A 16,659-nucleotide genomic window follows, 5' to 3' on the forward strand; every position below is an offset into this window, starting at 1 on the left:
CTGGTTATGTCAACGCAATATGGTTTTTATATCGATTCAAGTCGTTGCACCGGCTGCAAAACCTGCGAACTCGCGTGCAAGGATTTTAAAAATTTATCCCCTGAGGTCAATTTCCGCCGTATTTATGAATATGCCGGTGGTGATTGGACCGAGCAAGATGGTGTGTATACGCAAAACGTTTTTGCTTACTACTTATCTATTTCATGTAACCACTGTGACGATCCGGCTTGCGTAAAAGTCTGTCCAAGTGGTGCCATGCACAAACGCGAAGATGGTTTTGTGGTGGTGAATGAAGAAGTGTGTATAGGCTGTCGTTATTGCCATATGGCATGTCCTTATGGTGCACCGCAGTTTGATGAAGTCAAAGGCCACATGACCAAATGTGATGGTTGTTATGAGCGTGTTGCTGAAGGTAAAAAGCCAATTTGTGTCGGATCTTGCCCATTGCGTGCATTAGATATGGCACCGATTGAAGAGTTACGCGCTAAATATGGTGATCTTGCTGAAATAGCCCCTCTTCCATCTGCGAAATACACTAAACCGAATATTGTTCTTAAATTAAATGCCAATAGCCGACCTGTAGGTGACACCACCGGGCATCTGGCTAACCCAGAGGAGGTTTAAGATGGGCATGGGATTACATGAATGGCCACTGATGTTCTTTACCGTTATTGGTCAAAGTGTGGCTGGCGCCTTTATTATTATGGGTTGCGCCATTCTTTCAGGCAAACTGCCTGAAGCGTTAAATCGCAAAGTGCATTACAGCATGTTTGGTTTGTGGTTATTAATGGGGATTGGTTTTTTACTCTCCATGATCCATATGGGAACCCCAATGCGTGCCTTTAACTCTTTTATCCGTTTTGGTCATTCATCATTAAGTAATGAAATTGCCAGTGGTGCCACATTCTTTGCTTTAGGTGGCTTATATTGGCTAATTAGTGTGTTAAATAAAATGCCCGCTGCATTAGGTAAATTGTGGCTAGTGGTTGTCATGATACTTGCGGTGCTATTTATCACGGCTATTTCGCGAGTTTATCAAATTGATACTGTACCTACTTGGTATAATGGCTATACCACAGTTAACTTCGTACTAACCGCATTTATTGGTGGCCCTATTTTAGCGGCACTGTTAATGCGTATTGCCGGTTTTAACTTAAATTGTATTAGTGCATTACCGCTATTAAGTGTCATCGCCATTATTATCAGTGCTATTGTGGCTACCTCTCAAGGCTTTGAATTGGGTTCAATTCAAACCTCCGTACAAAAAGCGGTTGATTTAGTTCCTGATTACGGTTTTTTAATGGGCATTAAATTGATTGCACTGACATTAGGGTTAGCTTGTTGGATAGCACCGTTATTACGCAAAAATAATCCTTCTGTTTCTTTAATGGTGTTAGGTTTTATTTTGGTGTTTGTTGGTGAATTTATTGGTCGTGGCGTATTCTATGGCTTACATATGACAGTAGGAATGGCTGTTGTAGGTTAATCAACCTATTTATCCTTAAAAACCGCCGTAATGGCGGTTTTCTTTTACTGTGTTACCCTTTTTTAATCTTAGTCATTATGTTTATATAGGGAATAACCTATTATAGATAATATACATTTCAGCGGATAATAAAAATATTATGGAACAACAAGTTATTACAGATATTTCTCTCTCTGCCCGTATTATTGGGGCTGCTTTCTATTACCCACCAACTGAAAAAAGTGACATTGTTGAGTTACTCTCAAGCGGCAAATGGTTAACTGAATGGCCTTATGGCTCTGAAGAAGAAAAACAACGCATTGCCTCATTATTGGCGCAAACTACCTATCAAGATGAAACATTAGCACAAGCCTATCAACGTTTATTTATTGGGCCTTATGCGCTACCTGCACCACCTTGGGGATCGGTGTATCTTGATCATGAGAATGTCTTATTTGGTGATTCAACCTTAGATTTACGTGAATGGATGCTGGAGAATGGTATTGATATTGCCTTGACTCAAAATGAACCTGAAGATCACTTTGGTTTAATGGTGATGATGGTGGCATGGGTTGCAGAAACACGCCCTGAAAAATTAACTGAACTACTTGCTGAACATTTATTACCTTGGGCTTATCGCTATCTAGAGAAATTGTCATTACAAGGGGCATTCCCTTATTATGAAGGTCTTGCCATGTTAGCAACGTTAACGCTTAAAAGCTGGCAATCCCTACTCTCGATTACTCCTGTTAAAAAACAGCTATTTTGCTAATCGACTGATTTGATCAAAAGAAGAACAGCCCTAATTGGGCTGTTATTTTTAGTTAAGATTGTTGAGACCACAGCTGATAAAGTGCCGGTTGTTTTTCGTCTTCAGGTTTTATTTGCACAAATTGCAACCCTTCTTGTTGCTCCGGAGCGACTCTTAATGCCTTAGCAATATTGGCTGTCGATAATCCATAAGGCTGGGCATCATCATTAGAGTAAGCATAAAATATTTGTGAGATCCCCGCCATACGCATAGCCGCCAAACACATTGGACAAGGTTGACCACTGGCATAAACCACACAATCATCCAATTTTGCTCGTCCTAACACTTTTCCGGCTTCTCGTAATGCTAATAATTCTGCATGTGCAGTTGGATCATTTGTCGCTGTAATTTGATTAACAGCATGAGCAATCACTTGGCCATTTTTCACGATCACCGCGCCAAAGGGACGCCCACCAACTTTCACATTCTCTGTGGCAAGCGAAATGGCTTGCTGTATAAATTGCTTATCTGACATTATTTTGCCCCTGCTTGTTGAAGAATATTGATGATATTGGTATAGCCTTTATCTTTCGCTAAGGTTAATGGTGTACGTCCAGATCCATCAGCCAAATTAACATCCGCCCCACCATCGATCAGCAACGTCACGATATCTGCATATTTTTGACTTCCATCACCTAAAATAATGGCTTCAATTAACGCAGTCCAACCAAGGCGATTAACATGATTGACATCTACACCGGCATCAATCAAGGTTTTTACTGTGGCAACATGGCCGCGCTCCGCCGCAGGAATCAATGCCGTACCACCATAACGGTTGATGCTATTCAGATCTGCGCCATGGGCTAAGGTTAAAGCTAAAATTTCCTGCAATCCTCTCGCTCCAGCATAAAGATAAGGTGAATCATAGATAGCATCGCGGGCATTGACGTTAGCCCCTTGTTCAATCAGGTATTTTGCCACCTCAATTTGATTCGCATGAGTAGCCGCCATTAGCGGTGTACGCAATTTGATATCTCGTTGTTCAATATTCTCTCCTTGCGCTATCTGGCGCTTTAATTCTGGCAAGTTTCCCTCTTGTGCCAGTGTTACTAGATCTGCTTTATCAGAATTTGCCATTGCTTTTACCATAAAGATAGATGAAACCATTAATAGGCCTAAGAAGTAGAAAAACCACTTGGTCTTTAAATAGATAGCATTCATTCAATCTCTCCTCGTGAAGGGGTATTTTCAGCCTGCTTAATCAGCAGATTATTCGACTATTTATTACATCTAACAAAGGGATGGCATTATTTCAACCCATTGAGGAATAAAATATTCCACCATTAAGCCTTGATTTAGGTTTGGTCAGCATTTTTATACTTTTTTTACATCCGTCAGAGCGCTTTTATCAACATCTTTACACCTCTTTCAGTAGCTTTACTCAATCTAAATCGCAAAAGGATAGTTCAAATGTTGATATTCGGTGCTGTGGCATTAGTTATTGTGCTCACTGCTTATCTTATTTATGTGTTGTTTCATGCAGAGGCATTTTAAAAATGGCAACAACAACGTTGATCTATATTGCCGTTTTTCTCACCGTCTTACTGATTATGGGAAAAGTGATTGGCAATTATCTTGCTCGTCTCATAGAAGGTGATTTACCTCATTGGGTAACAAAAACAGAACAGGTTATTTGGCGTAGCTGTGGTTTTAAACCTGCCGGCAAAGCAATTCAGCCTATGAGTTGGTATCACTATATGTTCGCCCTGTTAATTTTTAACTCAATGGGAGCACTTTTATTATTGGTAATTTTACTTAATCAAGGTTATTTACCTTTAAATCCACAGTTTGCACCTAATATGAGTTGGGATTTAGCATTAAATACCACCATTAGTTTTATTACTAATACCAATTGGCAGGCCTATAGCGGTGAAACAGCCGTCAGCTATTTAAGCCAAATGATGGGGCTTACAGTACAAAATTTCTTATCAGCAACAACGGGGATCGCTGTTGCCTTTGTATTGATCAGAGCATTAACACAATCTTCTTGCCATTCCATTGGTAATGCTTGGGTAGATATCGGTCGTATTACCCTATATCTGTTACTACCTTTAGCCATTATTTGGTCACTGTTATTTGTTAGCCAAGGCGTGATCCAAAATTTCCATCCCGCGCTATTAAGCCAAGGACTTGAAAATCAGCAATGGTTACCAATGGGCCCCGTTGCTTCTCAAGAGGCAATTAAACTGTTAGGAACCAATGGAGGAGGCTATTTTGCAGCAAACTCTGCTCATCCTTATGAAAACCCAACCTCTTTCAGTAACTTTTTGCAAATACTTGCCATATTCCTGTTACCTACCGCGCTATGCTTCGCCTTTGGCCGACTGAGTGGCACACAACGGCAAGGCTATACCTTACTTTGGGTAATGACATTGATTTTTATTGTTGCGGTTAGCGTGATTGTTTGGGCTGAATGGCGAGGTAACCCACAATTTACGTTAATGGGTGCGGATAGTTCATTAAATATGGAAGGTAAAGAGAGTCGCTTTGGTTTAATAGGCAGTGCGTTATTTGTTGCCGTCACTACAGCTGCTTCTTGTGGTGCAGTAAATGCCATGCATGATTCATTAACTGCATTAGGAGGTATGGTTCCTATGTGGTTAATGCAAACTGGAGAAGTCATCTTCGGCGGTGTTGGTTCTGGTTTTTATGGCATGATCTTGTATGTTTTGTTAGCTGTTTTTATCGCTGGATTAATGGTGGGTCGAGCACCTGAATATCTCGGCAAAAAAATTGGTGTAGCAGAAATGAAATGGGTTGCTGTCGCTATTTTAATATCACCAGCAATCACCTTATTAGGTACAACACTTGCCCTCTTTAGCGAAGTAGGTCGCGAAGCGATTTTAAATCCTGGTCCTCATGGTTTTAGTGAAGTTTTATACGCTTTTACTTCAGCTGCCAATAACAATGGCAGTGCTTTCGCCGGACTGAATGCTAATTCTGTTTTTTATAATCTGTTATTAGGTATCACTATGCTTGTCGGACGTTTTGGTGTCATGTTGCCTGTCTTAGCTATCGCCGGTAGTTTGGCAATAAAAAAACGCCAAGCCGAAAGTTTAGCCACATTGTCCACTACTTCACCGCTATTTATTTTTCTATTGTTCCTCACAGTAATAATGATTGGTGCACTCACCTTTGTTCCGGCATTAGCACTAGGCCCTATTGCTGAGCATTTACAGTTGTTATGGGCTAAATAAGGACACTCATCATGAAAAAAACACCTCTTTTTAATAGAAAAACAATGATGTCAGCTTTCTTGGATGCTATCAAAAAATGCACCCCTCAAGCCCAATGGCATAATCCGGTGATGTTTATTGTTTATGTTGGTGCACTATTCACTACGGGTATTTGGTTTGCCGTTTTACTGGGGTATCTACCACCAGATAATCATTTTACTTTTCAAGTCATGCTTTGGTTATGGATAACCCTACTATTTGCCAATTTTGCTGAATCTTTAGCAGAAAGTCGTAGTAAAGCACAGGCGGCAAGCTTACGAGGTGCGAAACAACAATCTAAAGCGGTGCGCTTACAGCATGCTGATCTTCACGCTCCCCAAGAAATCATTGATTCACTTTTATTACATAAAGGCGATATTGTTTTGGTCAATGCTGGCGAGGTAATTCCTTGTGATGGTGAAGTGATTGAAGGTGGCGCTTCTGTTGATGAAAGTGCGATCACCGGTGAATCAGCTCCCGTTATTCGTGAGTCAGGTGGCGATTTTTCTTCTGTTACTGGAGGGACTCGTGTGTTATCTGACTGGTTGATTATTCGTTGTAGTGCTGAAGCAGGTAATTCTTTCCTCGATCGTATGATTGGTATGGTGGAAGGGGCTAAACGCAGAAAAACGCCGAATGAAATTGCATTAACTATTTTATTAACGGCCCTAACGCTGATCTTTTTATTCGCTTGTACCACACTCTATCCTTTTAGTGTGTTTGCCGTGCAATTCCAAGAGCATGGTGAGGTTATTTCTGTTGTAACGTTAATCGCATTATTAGTTTGTCTGATCCCTACAACCATCGGCGGACTACTCTCTTCTATTGGTGTGGCAGGTATGAGCCGGATGTTAGACGCTAATGTGATCGCGACGAGTGGACGTGCAGTAGAAGCCGCAGGAGACGTTGATGTTTTATTACTCGATAAAACAGGGACAATTACTTTAGGTAATCGCCAAGCTTCTCGTTTTATTCCTCTATCAGGAATAACTGAAAAACAATTGGCAGATGCGGCGCAATTAAGCTCTTTAGCAGATGAAACACCTGAGGGTCGTAGCATCGTTATATTAGCCAAACAGCGCTTTAATTTACGTGAACGAGATTTAACTTCGATGGGAGCCTCTTTTGTTCCATTCTCAGCGATGACCAGAATGAGTGGCGTAAATATTGGCGAGCGTATTATACGTAAAGGCTCGGTTGATGCTATTCGTCGCCATATCGAAGTTAGTCATAGTCATTTTCCCGAAGAAGTCAACACCATAGTCGAGCAAGTCGCAAGAGCTGGTGCTACGCCATTAGTCGTCGTTGAAAATCAAAATATCCTTGGTGTAGTTGAACTTAAAGATATCGTCAAAGGGGGTATCAAAGAGCGCTTTGCTCAACTTCGCCAAATGGGCATTAAAACCGTGATGATCACCGGTGATAACCATCTTACTGCGGCGGCCATTGCTGCCGAGTCCGGTGTAGATGATTTTCTTGCGCAAGCCACTCCAGAGGCTAAACTGGCGTTGATCCGTCAATATCAATCAGAAGGTCGACTTGTCGCTATGACCAGAGATGGTACTAATGATGCGCCGGCTTTAGCGCAAGCCGATGTTGCTGTGGCCATGAATTCAGGAACGCAAGCCGCTAAAGAAGCAGGCAATATGGTTGATTTGGACTCAAATCCCACCAAATTAATTGAAGTCGTTCATATTGGTAAACAAATGCTTATGACCCGTGGCGCCCTAACCACCTTTAGTATTGCCAATGATATCGCAAAATATTTTGCCATTATTCCCGCAGCTTTTGCGGTGACATATCCGCAATTGAATATGCTCAATATTATGGGATTACACTCCCCGGCATCCGCGATGTTATCAGCCGTTATTTTTAATGCTTTGATCATCGTCTTTTTGATCCCTTTAGCGTTGAAAGGTGTGCATTATCGTCCTGTTTCTGCTCATTCATTATTACGCCGTAATCTCTCTTTATACGGAATAAGTGGGTTAATTGTTCCTTTTTTAGGCATTAAACTCATCGATATGATTTTAGCTATTATTGGGCTTTAAGGAGAATACTATGCATCTTTTTCGTTCATCTTTAGTGATGTTAGTATTACTGACACTTATCACTGGATTAGCCTATCCTTTATTTATAACCGGATTAGCTCAATTGTTTTTTCCTTGGCAAGCAAATGGTTCACTGGTTTATCAGGACGATAAACTGATTGGCTCTGAATTGATTGGACAGTCATTTAATCGAGCCGATTACTTTCAAGGTCGCCCCTCAATGACAAGTGAAATGCCTTACAATAGTATGGCTTCCGGCGCTAGCCAACTTGCTACATCAAATCCACTCTTAAGCGAGAAAGTGGCTGCAGGTGTTCGTTTATGGCAAAAAAGGGTTGATAATCATCAAGTCGTTCCTGTTGATTTAGTGACCGCTTCCGCCAGTGGGCTTGATCCTCATATTTCATTGGCTGCCGCTTATTACCAAGCACCGCATATTGCGTTATTACGTCAATTCACAATAAATGAAATAAAACAATTAATTACAGAAAATACGACATCGCCATTAATACCATTTTTAGGTGAACCTGTGGTGAATGTCTTTAAACTCAATCAGGCACTTGATAGATTGAGTGCAGAAAAAAACAATAAAGTGAGCGGGTAATAAAATGGAACAAGCTCCGCAGTGGCAACGCCCTTCTCCTGATGATTTGCTGGCATTAACGCGAGCACCCCATCGAGGACGATTAAAGATCTTTTTTGGTGCCTGTGCCGGCGTAGGTAAAACCTACGCCATGTTACAAGAAGCTCAACGTTTACATCAGCAAGGTATTGATGTCTTAGCTGGGGTTGTAGAAACCCATCAGCGCCAAGAAACGGCACAACAACTTGAGGGATTACCGTTATTACCGCCATTAAAATTACATTATCGTGGTAGAAAGCTCTCTGCCTTTAATTTAGATGCGGCCTTAGCAAGACATCCTGCGGTGATCTTAATGGATGAATTGGCTTTTAGTAATCCACATAAATGTCGCCATCCAAAACGTTGGCAAGATGTTGAAGAGTTACTTGATGCGGGCATCGATGTTTTAACCACCATTAATGTACAACATATTGAAAGTCTTAATGATATTGTTGGTAGTATTACTGGCATTCGCGTTCAAGAGACGATTCCTGATTATATCTTTGATAATGCCGATGAAGTAGTTATGGTCGACTTACCACCAGACGACCTACAACAGCGCTTAAATGAAGGCAAAGTTTATCTGGCAGGACAAGCAGAGCGTGCAATAGAGCATTTTTTTCGTAAAGGTAATTTGATTGCATTACGAGAGCTTGCCCTAAGACGAATGGCAGATCGCGTTGATTCCCAAGTAAAAGAATTCCGTGATAGCCAAGGTGGTACGCCTGTTTGGCATACTACTGATAGTTTAATGGTTTGTCTTGGTGCTCATGGAAGAAATGATAAATTAGTGCGTACTGCCGCTCGTTATGCTGCTGCTTTTGGTTGCCAATGGCATGCTATTTATGTTGAAACACCAAAGCTACATCAGATAGGTGAGCATAAACGCCGTGCTATTTTACATTCCCTCAAGTTAGCACAACACCTAGGGGCAAGAACGGCGATCCTTTCTGATAATCAAGCGGAAAAAGCGGTGATCCGCTATGCCAGAGAGCATAATTTAGGCAAGGTGATTATCGGTCAACGCCCCTATCAAAAGTGGCAATGGTTAAAACGTTGGGTCCGTATGCGTTTCGCAGAAAGGTTAGCGCGTTATGCACCTGACTTGCATGTTATCAGTGTCGCTTTAAATGAAGAAGAACCGCGTTATAAAACAAAAACATTTGTGCCACAAAATGATAAATGGCGTCAAAATCTTAAAGGCTATCTAACAGCTATTGGTTTATGTCTAGCTATTACGCTTTTTTCACGTACTTTTTTGTTAGCGTTAGATAAGGCGAATTTAGTTACTCTTTATTTATTAGGCGTTGTTCTTATCGCGCTATTTTTTGGTCGTCGCCCTTCTATTTTTGCTGCTTTAATCAATGTGATAAGCTTTGATTTGTTCTTTGTACAACCGCATTTTTCACTGGCTGTATTAGATATGCAGTATTTAGTGACTTTTTCCGTAATGCTCATTGTTGGGTTAGTGGTGGGTAATTTAACTGCGGGAATGCGTTATCAAACCCGGGTTGCTCGTTATAGAGAACAACGCACTCGTCATTTATTTGAAATGACCCGAGAGCTGAGTCGGGCACTGACTTTAGAAGAAGTGGTACGTACTAGTTATCATTTTTTATCAAGTGCTTTTGATGCCAAAGTTTGTTTATTAATGCCTAATCATCATGGTGAATTAACGCCATACAATGCTGAAGGTATGGGACAACTTCCCATTGATAGTGGTATTGCCCGTTGGTGTTGGGATAAAGATCAAATCGCAGGTGCAGGAACGGATACCCTACCTAGTGTCCCTTATCAGTTGCACCCTATTAGCGCATCTCAACAAGTATTAGCGATTTTAGCGATTGAGCCAAATAATCTACGCCAAGTACTTATTCCTGAACAACAGCAACTCCTACAGACATTTAATGGCCTAATTGCCAATGCTCTTGAACGGTTACAACAGGCGGAAATGGCCGAACAATCTCGTATTAATATAGAACGAGAACAATTAAGAAATGCGCTCTTAGCCGCCCTTTCTCATGATCTAAAAACACCACTTACCGTCCTGTTTGGCCAGTCTGAAATTCTTCTTCTAGACTTAAGTGCTGAGGGCTCTGCTCATACTGAACAAGTTAGTCAGATCCGCCAACAAATTTTGACGACCTCTCGCTTAGTCAACAATTTACTGGATATGGCACGTATTCAATCTGAGGGGATCCAAGTCAACTTGCAGTGGAATTTACTGCAAGAAATTGCTGGAAGTGCAGTACGTTCACTCTCTTATTTACTTGATAAACACCCATTACAAATTGATATTCCAGCTGATTTATTACTCTATTGCGATAGTCTGTTAATTGAGCGCGTGTTAACTAATTTGTTAGAAAATGCAGTCAAATATACCGCATCACAAACTAAATTAGGCATAAAAGCTACGGTTGAAGAGGATCAAATTCATGTTGAAGTTTGGGATGAAGGCGCAGGTATTCCCACTGAACAATTGCAGCTTATTTTTAATAAATTTTCACGTGCAGTAAAAGAGTCCGCCATTCCGGGGGTTGGGCTGGGTCTTGCTATTTGCAGTGCTATTATCCACTTACATGAAGGTAAAATTTGGGCTGAAAATAATAAAAAAGGTGGAGCCAGTTTTCACTTTGTTTTACCTTTAAAATCACTACCGAATATTGATGAGATTGAAATAAAACAGTGACGCCATATAACATATTGATTGTTGAAGATGAAAAAGAGATCTTACGATTCGTTCGCCTTGCATTAGAGAACGAAGGTTTTCGTGTTTATGACGCCTCAGAATGTCAACGAGGATTAATAGAAGCAGCATCAAGAAAACCTGATTTAGTCATTCTTGATCTGGGATTACCTGATAAAGATGGGCTTTGCTTTATTCAAGATTTCCGTCAATGGAGTAGCACGCCGATTATTGTGTTATCCGCCAGAGATTCTGAACAAGATAAAGTTGATGCTTTAGACGCTGGAGCTGATGATTATTTAACTAAACCCTTCGGTATGAGTGAATTACTAGCCCGGGTTCGTGCTTCATTACGTCGTTTTGTCAAACAAGAAACAGAAACGACTCAATTTACATTTGGTGATATCACTATTGATTGGGTTAAAAGAATAGTCACTCGCCAAGGCGTACCCATTCACTTTACTCCGACCGAATTTCGTCTACTCAGTGAACTTGTCAACAATAGTGGAAAAGTATTAACTCAACGTCATTTAATGCAGCATGTTTGGGGGCCTAACTTTGTAGAGCATAGCCATTATTTGCGAATTTATATGGGGCATCTACGTCAGAAAATAGAAACCGATCCCACCTGTCCAGTGCACTTAATTACTGAAACGGGGATCGGTTATCGTTTTATGCCTTAAGTCTCTTTTTTCGGTTTATCAGAACGACTAAGCCATTGCAGATATCGTTTTTCTAAAACGTAACAGTGCCAATGCAAAAAAGACTGAGCCAATAATAATTAAAACGATAAATTGAGGCCAAACAATCGAGAAATCTGCGCCCCTATATAATATCGCTTGTGCAAGGCTGACAAAATGTGTGGTTGGCATAGTTTGCATCACATCTTGTACAAACTGAGGCATACTCTCTCTTGAGGTCATCCCTCCAGACAACATATTTAATGGCAACAATACCATAATCATCAATAAACCAAATTGTGGCATTGAGCGCGCCATAGTGCCTAAGAAAATACCAATGGATGTCGTTGCAAATAAACTTAACGCCACCCCACACATAAATAACAAAACAGAGCCTTCGATCGGCACATGTAGCAGTGATTTAACCACTAGTACTAAAGACATGGCTGACGCTAACAATACAACCAATCCCATTGACCATATTTTAGAAAGCATGATCTCAAATGGTGTGACAGGCATAACTAATAAGTGTTCAATAGTGCCATGCTCTCGCTCTCGTATTAATGCCGCTCCGGTTAATACAATAGATAGCATGGTAATGTTATTGATTATCGCCATAACAGAGCCAAACCAAGATTGTGTTAAGTTTGGGTTAAAGCTCATTCTAACTTCTAAATCCACAGGCAGTGGATCGTTAGTGCGCTCTTTAGCAAGAAAAGTTTTCGCTTCTCCCATAACGATATTTTGAATATAGCTATTTCCTAAGAAAGCTTGACTCATCCGTGTTGCATCAATATTGACTTGAATTTCTGGCTTACGTCCTGCGAGTAGATCGCGTTGAAAATTAGGCGGAATATCTAACGCAAAAGTATAAGTTCCTCTATCTAATAAACCATCAATCTGCTCGGGTGTAATATCTGCAGGTGGTAAAAAGTAAGGCATATAAAAGCTATTGACAATACGAGCCGAAAGTTGAGATTTATCCTGATCAGCCACCGCTATCGGCGCATGGTGTAATGAGCCCGGTGTTACAGTAGCCGATGAGTATATTGATACGGTAAAGGCAAACACAATTAATGCCAGCATCGCCTTATCACGGGATAAACTTCGTAACTCTTTTATTCCTAAATTAAAAATATTTTGTACGGTATGCCACATTTAAGCCTCCTGCTTTTTCAAGAAAAAGACACTCAGCCCAATCACAATGAGGATCGTGATAAGTAACGGAATAAAAGACCAAGGCAAATCAAATAAGTTAAGTCCTTTTGAAAACGTTCCTCGAGTGATAGTAAGAAAGTGAGAAGTCGGATAAATATGCCCTATCCATTTACCAATACCTTCTAATGATGATACTGGGTCAATCATGCCGGAGAATTGCGTAGCAGGAATTAAGGTAATAATTGAAGTACCAAAAATAGCCGCAATCTGACTTTTCATAAAACAAGAAATCAGTAATCCCATTCCTGTAGCAATAGTGATATAAAGCAACGCCCCTAATGAGAGTGTTAACATGCTTCCTTTAAAACTGACACCAAAAACAAATACCGAAAGCGCACAGAGCATAAAAAAGTTAAACATTCCCAATAAAATATAGGGGATCTGTTTGCCTAATAAAAACTCGGCTTTAGTGACCGGAGTAACGTATAAATTAATAATAGAGCCTAGCTCTTTTTCACGTACCACACTCAAGGCGCTTAACATCGCGGGGATCATCATCAACAACAACGGAATAACCGCAGGTACTATGGCGGGTAAACTTTTTACATCAGGGTTATAGCGATAACGGGTTTCGATATCAATGGGGGAAAATTGATCAACCATATTGGTAGGTTGACGCATGGCCATATCTAACATCCAAGTTAGATGCATTGCCTGAATATATCCACGGACAGTTTCTGCACGATTTGGCATCGCGCCATCAATCCAAACCCCTATTTTTACTTTATGTCCTTTAGCAACATCTCGAGCAAAATTAGGCGGAATTTCAATCGCAACAGTAATATCACCACTGCGGAGACGACGCTCAAGTTGGTTATAATCGGTAATCGGCGCTTTTTCAATAAAATAGCGAGAGCCTGATAGATTTTGACTATAAGCCTGACTTAGCCCTGTTTGATCTCTATCCATAATGGCAAAGCGTAGGTTTTCAACATCCATACTGATGCCGTAACCCATAATAAACATCAATATTACCGTACCTAGTAATGCTAAGGTAAGGCGTACTGGGTCACGGCGTAATTCCATCCCCTCACGAATGCTATAACTAAATAAACGGCGTAAACTAAATCGTTGTTTTAACGCTTTTTCCGCACTTTCTTCACTAGAGGCGGGCAATTGTAGCTGTTTATCTTCAATATCGGGTGCTTCTGTTTCACCGGATGCTTTTTTCAAATAATCAATAAATACTTCTTCTAGTGTATCAAATTGACTATTTTTCACTAAATTAGCCGGAGTATCTGTCACTAGCACTTTTCCGGCATGCATCAGAGACATTCTGTCACAACGCGCCGCTTCATTCATAAAGTGGGTAGAGATAAAAATAGTGACACCGTCACGTCTTGAGAGATCAACCATCAGCTTCCAGAACATATCTCGAGCGATAGGGTCAACCCCAGAGGTGGGTTCATCAAGGATCAGCATTTCTGGTTTGTGGATCACTGCCACCGCTAACGATAAGCGTTGTCGAATACCTAAAGGTAAACCGTCAGGCATCATATCTTCCACATCGGTCAAATTAAAACGCTCACTCATTTCTTTGATACGTTGAGGAATATCCTGTTCTGGGATATGAAAGAGTTTGGCATGTAGCTCTAAATTTTGTCGAACCGTTAATTCGCTATACAGTGAGAATGCTTGCGACATATAACCAACACGTTTACGAGTTTCGATATCTTTTGGATCAACCTCTTGCCCAAATAACCAAGCGCGCCCTTCACTTGCCTCAAGTAAACCTGTAAGCATTTTCATGGTGGTGGATTTACCACAACCATTCGAACCTAGGAAACCAAAAATTTCGCCTTTAGGAATACGAAAACTGACATGATCAACAGCAACAAACTGACCAAAGCGCATTGTTAACTCTTTGGCCTCAATGGCGATAATATCGTCATCACTTTTATCCCGTGGAGGAATAATCACTTTTTGATGGTTTTTGCGTTTTTCTTCCGGTAAAAGCTCAATAAAAGCAGCTTCTAATTCATCTGTCGCCGTTTGCGCCTTTAATTCTTCCGCATGACCAGTGGCTAAAACCTTACCTGCATCCATTGCAACCAGCCAATCAAAGCGTTCAGCCTCTTCCATATAAGCCGTTGCAACCAATACGCTCATATTGGTTTGACGTTTACGAATACGATTAATTAACTCCCAAAATTGCGCCCGTGATAATGGGTCAACCCCTGTGGTGGGTTCATCAAGGATCAGCAATTGTGGATCATGAATTAATGCACAGCAAAGCCCCAGTTTTTGCTTCATACCACCAGATAGTTTACCCGCAGGTCTATCCTTAAAAGGCGCTAACCCAGTACTTTCAAGTAAATCATTGATGCGCTCTTCTCGCTCTTGTTTTGATTGACCAAATAAGCGACCAAAGAAATCGACGTTTTCAAAAACAGAAAGTGTGTGATAAAGATTTTTACCTAACCCTTGCGGCATATAGGCAATTTTGGGGCAAACAGCTCGCCGGTGATTAACATCATTCATATCACCATTAAGTACTATCACTTGCCCTTGCTGAATTTCTCTGGCTCCTGAAATAAGAGAAATTAAACTCGATTTTCCGACACCATCCGGGCCTATTAAGCCGACCATTTTTCCGGCAGGAATAGTCAATGTCACATCATCAAGTGCTTTGGTATCACCATAATGTTGGGATACATGAGTCAATTCAATGATATGAGAATGACTTTGCGTTCTCATTAGTTGACTCATTGTGGTAATTTCACCTCTAAATCAGTCGGCCAAGGTTGGCTATTATCTAAGCGAATATAGGCACGTCCCGGTAAACCTGTTTTGACATATTCAAGGTGTTTCTCTAGTAATTCAGGGGAGATCCTCGCTCTTACACGAAACATCAGTTTCAAACGTTCATTGTCAGTTTCAACCGTTTTAGGGGTAAACTGTGCAACACTGGCAACATAAGTCGTTTTCGCAGGGATCACAATATGTGGGGCTGCGTCCAAAATAATATGGACATCACTGCCTAAGGCTGCTTTACCAGCGGCTTCAGTTGGCAAAAAGAATGTCATATACACATCACTAAGGTCGACCATATTTAACACTCGACCACCAGCGCCTAGCACTTCACCGGGTTCCGCAACACGATATTGTACACGGCCATTACGAGGAGCTTTTAAGATACTATCATCCAACTCAGCCATAATACGTCGTTCGGTAGCTGTTGCTGCATCAACTTTGGTTTTTGCTTGAATAATTCCAGACTTTGCCGAATCAATTGCCGCAATGGTTGCAGTCACTTGTGCTTTTGCAGCTTCAACAGCAGCGCGAGCCCCTTCGGTTCTTGCTATATCATCATCCAGTTGTTGAATAGAAATTGCTTTTGTTTTAACTAATGCTCGAGAGCGGTTAAGGCGTTTTACTGATGCGTCAAGCTCTGCAATACGCTGACGAACAACCGCCTGCGCTGCAACTTGCTCACTTTGACGTTGAGAAAGTGCCGACTCTGCCGTCATAACGCTACTTTTGGCTTGCTCTAGTTGGGCTTGAACTTCATGAAGTTGCTCTTTTAAGGTACGAGTATCCATTGTTGCCAACACTTCACCCGCTTTAACAAAATCCCCCTCTTTAACCAAAATAGTGTCAATTCTTCCTGGTGTTTTGGTTGAAATATCAATTTCAGTAGCTTCAATTCTCCCATTACTTTGAGCAAACCCATCAGGGAGTGCTGGTGCTTGTGTTTTCCACCAAAAAATACCTGCTGCAATAATTGCAACAATAATAATGCCGTAAACAAAAAAACGATTCGTTTTTTGATTTTTCATATAAATTATTTAACCTTCCTTTTGCCATAAATAACCCAATTTTTTGTGATTTACTGTGTGTAAGAAAATAGTTAAATAACAAATTTTAATTTTATTTCATCTACTTTAAAAATAGTCCATTTATATATATAC

At 40.8% G+C, this 16,659-nt stretch carries 13 protein-coding genes; 8 read left to right on the plus strand and 5 right to left on the minus strand.

All coding sequences use genetic code 11. The features are described from left to right. Positions 1-6: 6 nt before the first annotated feature. The 3 genes from ACYUCW_RS01645 (at position 7) to dmsD (ending at position 2,237) form a co-directional block, all read left to right on the plus strand. The gene (locus ACYUCW_RS01645) at positions 7-624 is read left to right on the plus strand and encodes a DMSO/selenate family reductase complex B subunit (RefSeq protein WP_004242892.1); all 618 of its coding nucleotides are present in this window, start codon (positions 7-9) and stop codon (positions 622-624) included. 1 nt (position 625) lies between these two features. Further along, complete coding sequence (locus ACYUCW_RS01650) at positions 626-1,486, plus strand: DmsC/YnfH family molybdoenzyme membrane anchor subunit (RefSeq protein WP_004242891.1); 861 nt, start codon at positions 626-628, stop codon at positions 1,484-1,486. A 139-nt stretch (positions 1,487-1,625) separates the two neighbouring features. Then, entirely contained in the window at positions 1,626-2,237 is a 612-nt protein-coding gene (dmsD, locus tag ACYUCW_RS01655) for a Tat proofreading chaperone DmsD (protein ID WP_460408139.1), read from the plus strand. A gap of 52 nt (positions 2,238-2,289) precedes the next feature. Here dmsD and ACYUCW_RS01660 read toward each other — a convergent pair whose 3' ends face one another. Together ACYUCW_RS01660 and ACYUCW_RS01665 are read right to left on the minus strand one after the other, a co-directional pair. After that, positions 2,290-2,751, minus strand: a complete 462-nt coding sequence (locus ACYUCW_RS01660) for a nucleoside deaminase (RefSeq protein ID WP_004242888.1) — start codon at positions 2,749-2,751, stop codon at positions 2,290-2,292. Next, positions 2,751-3,437: an ankyrin repeat domain-containing protein gene (locus tag ACYUCW_RS01665; protein ID WP_004242887.1), complete on the minus strand. Its 687-nt coding sequence runs from the start codon at positions 3,435-3,437 to the stop codon at positions 2,751-2,753. The genes ACYUCW_RS01660 and ACYUCW_RS01665 overlap by 1 nt, the downstream gene beginning before the upstream one ends. A gap of 335 nt (positions 3,438-3,772) precedes the next feature. Here ACYUCW_RS01665 and kdpA point away from each other — a divergent pair, with 335 nt between their 5' ends. From kdpA to kdpE, 5 genes are read left to right on the plus strand one after another with little or no spacing between them, the layout of a single operon-like run. After that, positions 3,773-5,473, plus strand: coding sequence for a potassium-transporting ATPase subunit KdpA (gene kdpA, locus ACYUCW_RS01670; RefSeq protein WP_004242886.1), 1,701 nt, complete (start codon positions 3,773-3,775; stop codon positions 5,471-5,473). Positions 5,474-5,484: 11 nt separating this feature from the next. Continuing rightward, positions 5,485-7,542 carry a potassium-transporting ATPase subunit KdpB gene (gene kdpB / locus ACYUCW_RS01675; protein WP_460408141.1) on the plus strand — a complete coding sequence of 686 codons (2,058 nt, stop codon included), beginning with the start codon at positions 5,485-5,487 and terminating at the stop codon, positions 7,540-7,542. A gap of 10 nt (positions 7,543-7,552) precedes the next feature. Continuing rightward, positions 7,553-8,146 carry a potassium-transporting ATPase subunit KdpC gene (gene kdpC, locus ACYUCW_RS01680; protein WP_004248042.1) on the plus strand — a complete coding sequence of 198 codons (594 nt, stop codon included), beginning with the start codon at positions 7,553-7,555 and terminating at the stop codon, positions 8,144-8,146. Positions 8,147-8,150: 4 nt separating this feature from the next. Then, positions 8,151-10,853, plus strand: a complete 2,703-nt coding sequence (gene kdpD / locus ACYUCW_RS01685; RefSeq protein ID WP_460408143.1) for a two-component system sensor histidine kinase KdpD — start codon at positions 8,151-8,153, stop codon at positions 10,851-10,853. Further along, positions 10,850-11,533, plus strand: coding sequence for a two-component system response regulator KdpE (gene kdpE / locus ACYUCW_RS01690; RefSeq protein ID WP_004242882.1), 684 nt, complete (start codon positions 10,850-10,852; stop codon positions 11,531-11,533). The genes kdpD and kdpE overlap by 4 nt, the downstream gene beginning before the upstream one ends. A gap of 27 nt (positions 11,534-11,560) precedes the next feature. Here the strand turns inward: kdpE and ACYUCW_RS01695 are convergent, their stop codons facing one another. Genes ACYUCW_RS01695 through ACYUCW_RS01705 form a run of 3 tightly spaced genes read right to left on the minus strand, consistent with a single transcriptional unit; the run spans position 11,561 to position 16,527 of the window. Beyond that, positions 11,561-12,688 (minus strand): ABC transporter permease, encoded by a 1,128-nt coding sequence (locus ACYUCW_RS01695; RefSeq protein WP_004242881.1) that lies wholly within the window; start codon positions 12,686-12,688, stop codon positions 11,561-11,563. Continuing rightward, positions 12,689-15,457: a ribosome-associated ATPase/putative transporter RbbA gene (gene rbbA, locus ACYUCW_RS01700; RefSeq protein ID WP_460408145.1), complete on the minus strand. Its 2,769-nt coding sequence runs from the start codon at positions 15,455-15,457 to the stop codon at positions 12,689-12,691. Continuing rightward, entirely contained in the window at positions 15,454-16,527 is a 1,074-nt protein-coding gene (locus ACYUCW_RS01705) for an HlyD family secretion protein (protein ID WP_004242877.1), read from the minus strand. Before ACYUCW_RS01705 ends, rbbA begins: the two co-directional genes overlap by 4 nt. Positions 16,528-16,659: the final 132 nt, after the last annotated feature.

Source organism: Proteus sp. MB838 (assembly GCF_054767435.1).

Excerpts from the sequence above, each read along its gene's own strand:
- ACYUCW_RS01645 (WP_004242892.1), top strand. The coding sequence starts at position 7 with ATGTCAACGCAATATGGTTTTTATATCGATTCAAGTCGTTGCACCGGC.
- ACYUCW_RS01650 (WP_004242891.1), top strand. The coding sequence starts at position 626 with ATGGGCATGGGATTACATGAATGGCCACTGATGTTCTTTACCGTTATT.
- dmsD (WP_460408139.1), top strand. The coding sequence starts at position 1,626 with ATGGAACAACAAGTTATTACAGATATTTCTCTCTCTGCCCGTATTATT.
- ACYUCW_RS01660 (WP_004242888.1), bottom strand. The coding sequence starts at position 2,751 with ATGTCAGATAAGCAATTTATACAGCAAGCCATTTCGCTTGCCACAGAG.
- ACYUCW_RS01665 (WP_004242887.1), bottom strand. The coding sequence starts at position 3,437 with ATGAATGCTATCTATTTAAAGACCAAGTGGTTTTTCTACTTCTTAGGC.
- kdpA (WP_004242886.1), top strand. The coding sequence starts at position 3,773 with ATGGCAACAACAACGTTGATCTATATTGCCGTTTTTCTCACCGTCTTA.
- kdpB (WP_460408141.1), top strand. The coding sequence starts at position 5,485 with ATGAAAAAAACACCTCTTTTTAATAGAAAAACAATGATGTCAGCTTTC.
- kdpC (WP_004248042.1), top strand. The coding sequence starts at position 7,553 with ATGCATCTTTTTCGTTCATCTTTAGTGATGTTAGTATTACTGACACTT.
- kdpD (WP_460408143.1), top strand. The coding sequence starts at position 8,151 with ATGGAACAAGCTCCGCAGTGGCAACGCCCTTCTCCTGATGATTTGCTG.
- ACYUCW_RS01695 (WP_004242881.1), bottom strand. The coding sequence starts at position 12,688 with ATGTGGCATACCGTACAAAATATTTTTAATTTAGGAATAAAAGAGTTA.
- rbbA (WP_460408145.1), bottom strand. The coding sequence starts at position 15,457 with ATGAGTCAACTAATGAGAACGCAAAGTCATTCTCATATCATTGAATTG.
- ACYUCW_RS01705 (WP_004242877.1), bottom strand. The coding sequence starts at position 16,527 with ATGAAAAATCAAAAAACGAATCGTTTTTTTGTTTACGGCATTATTATT.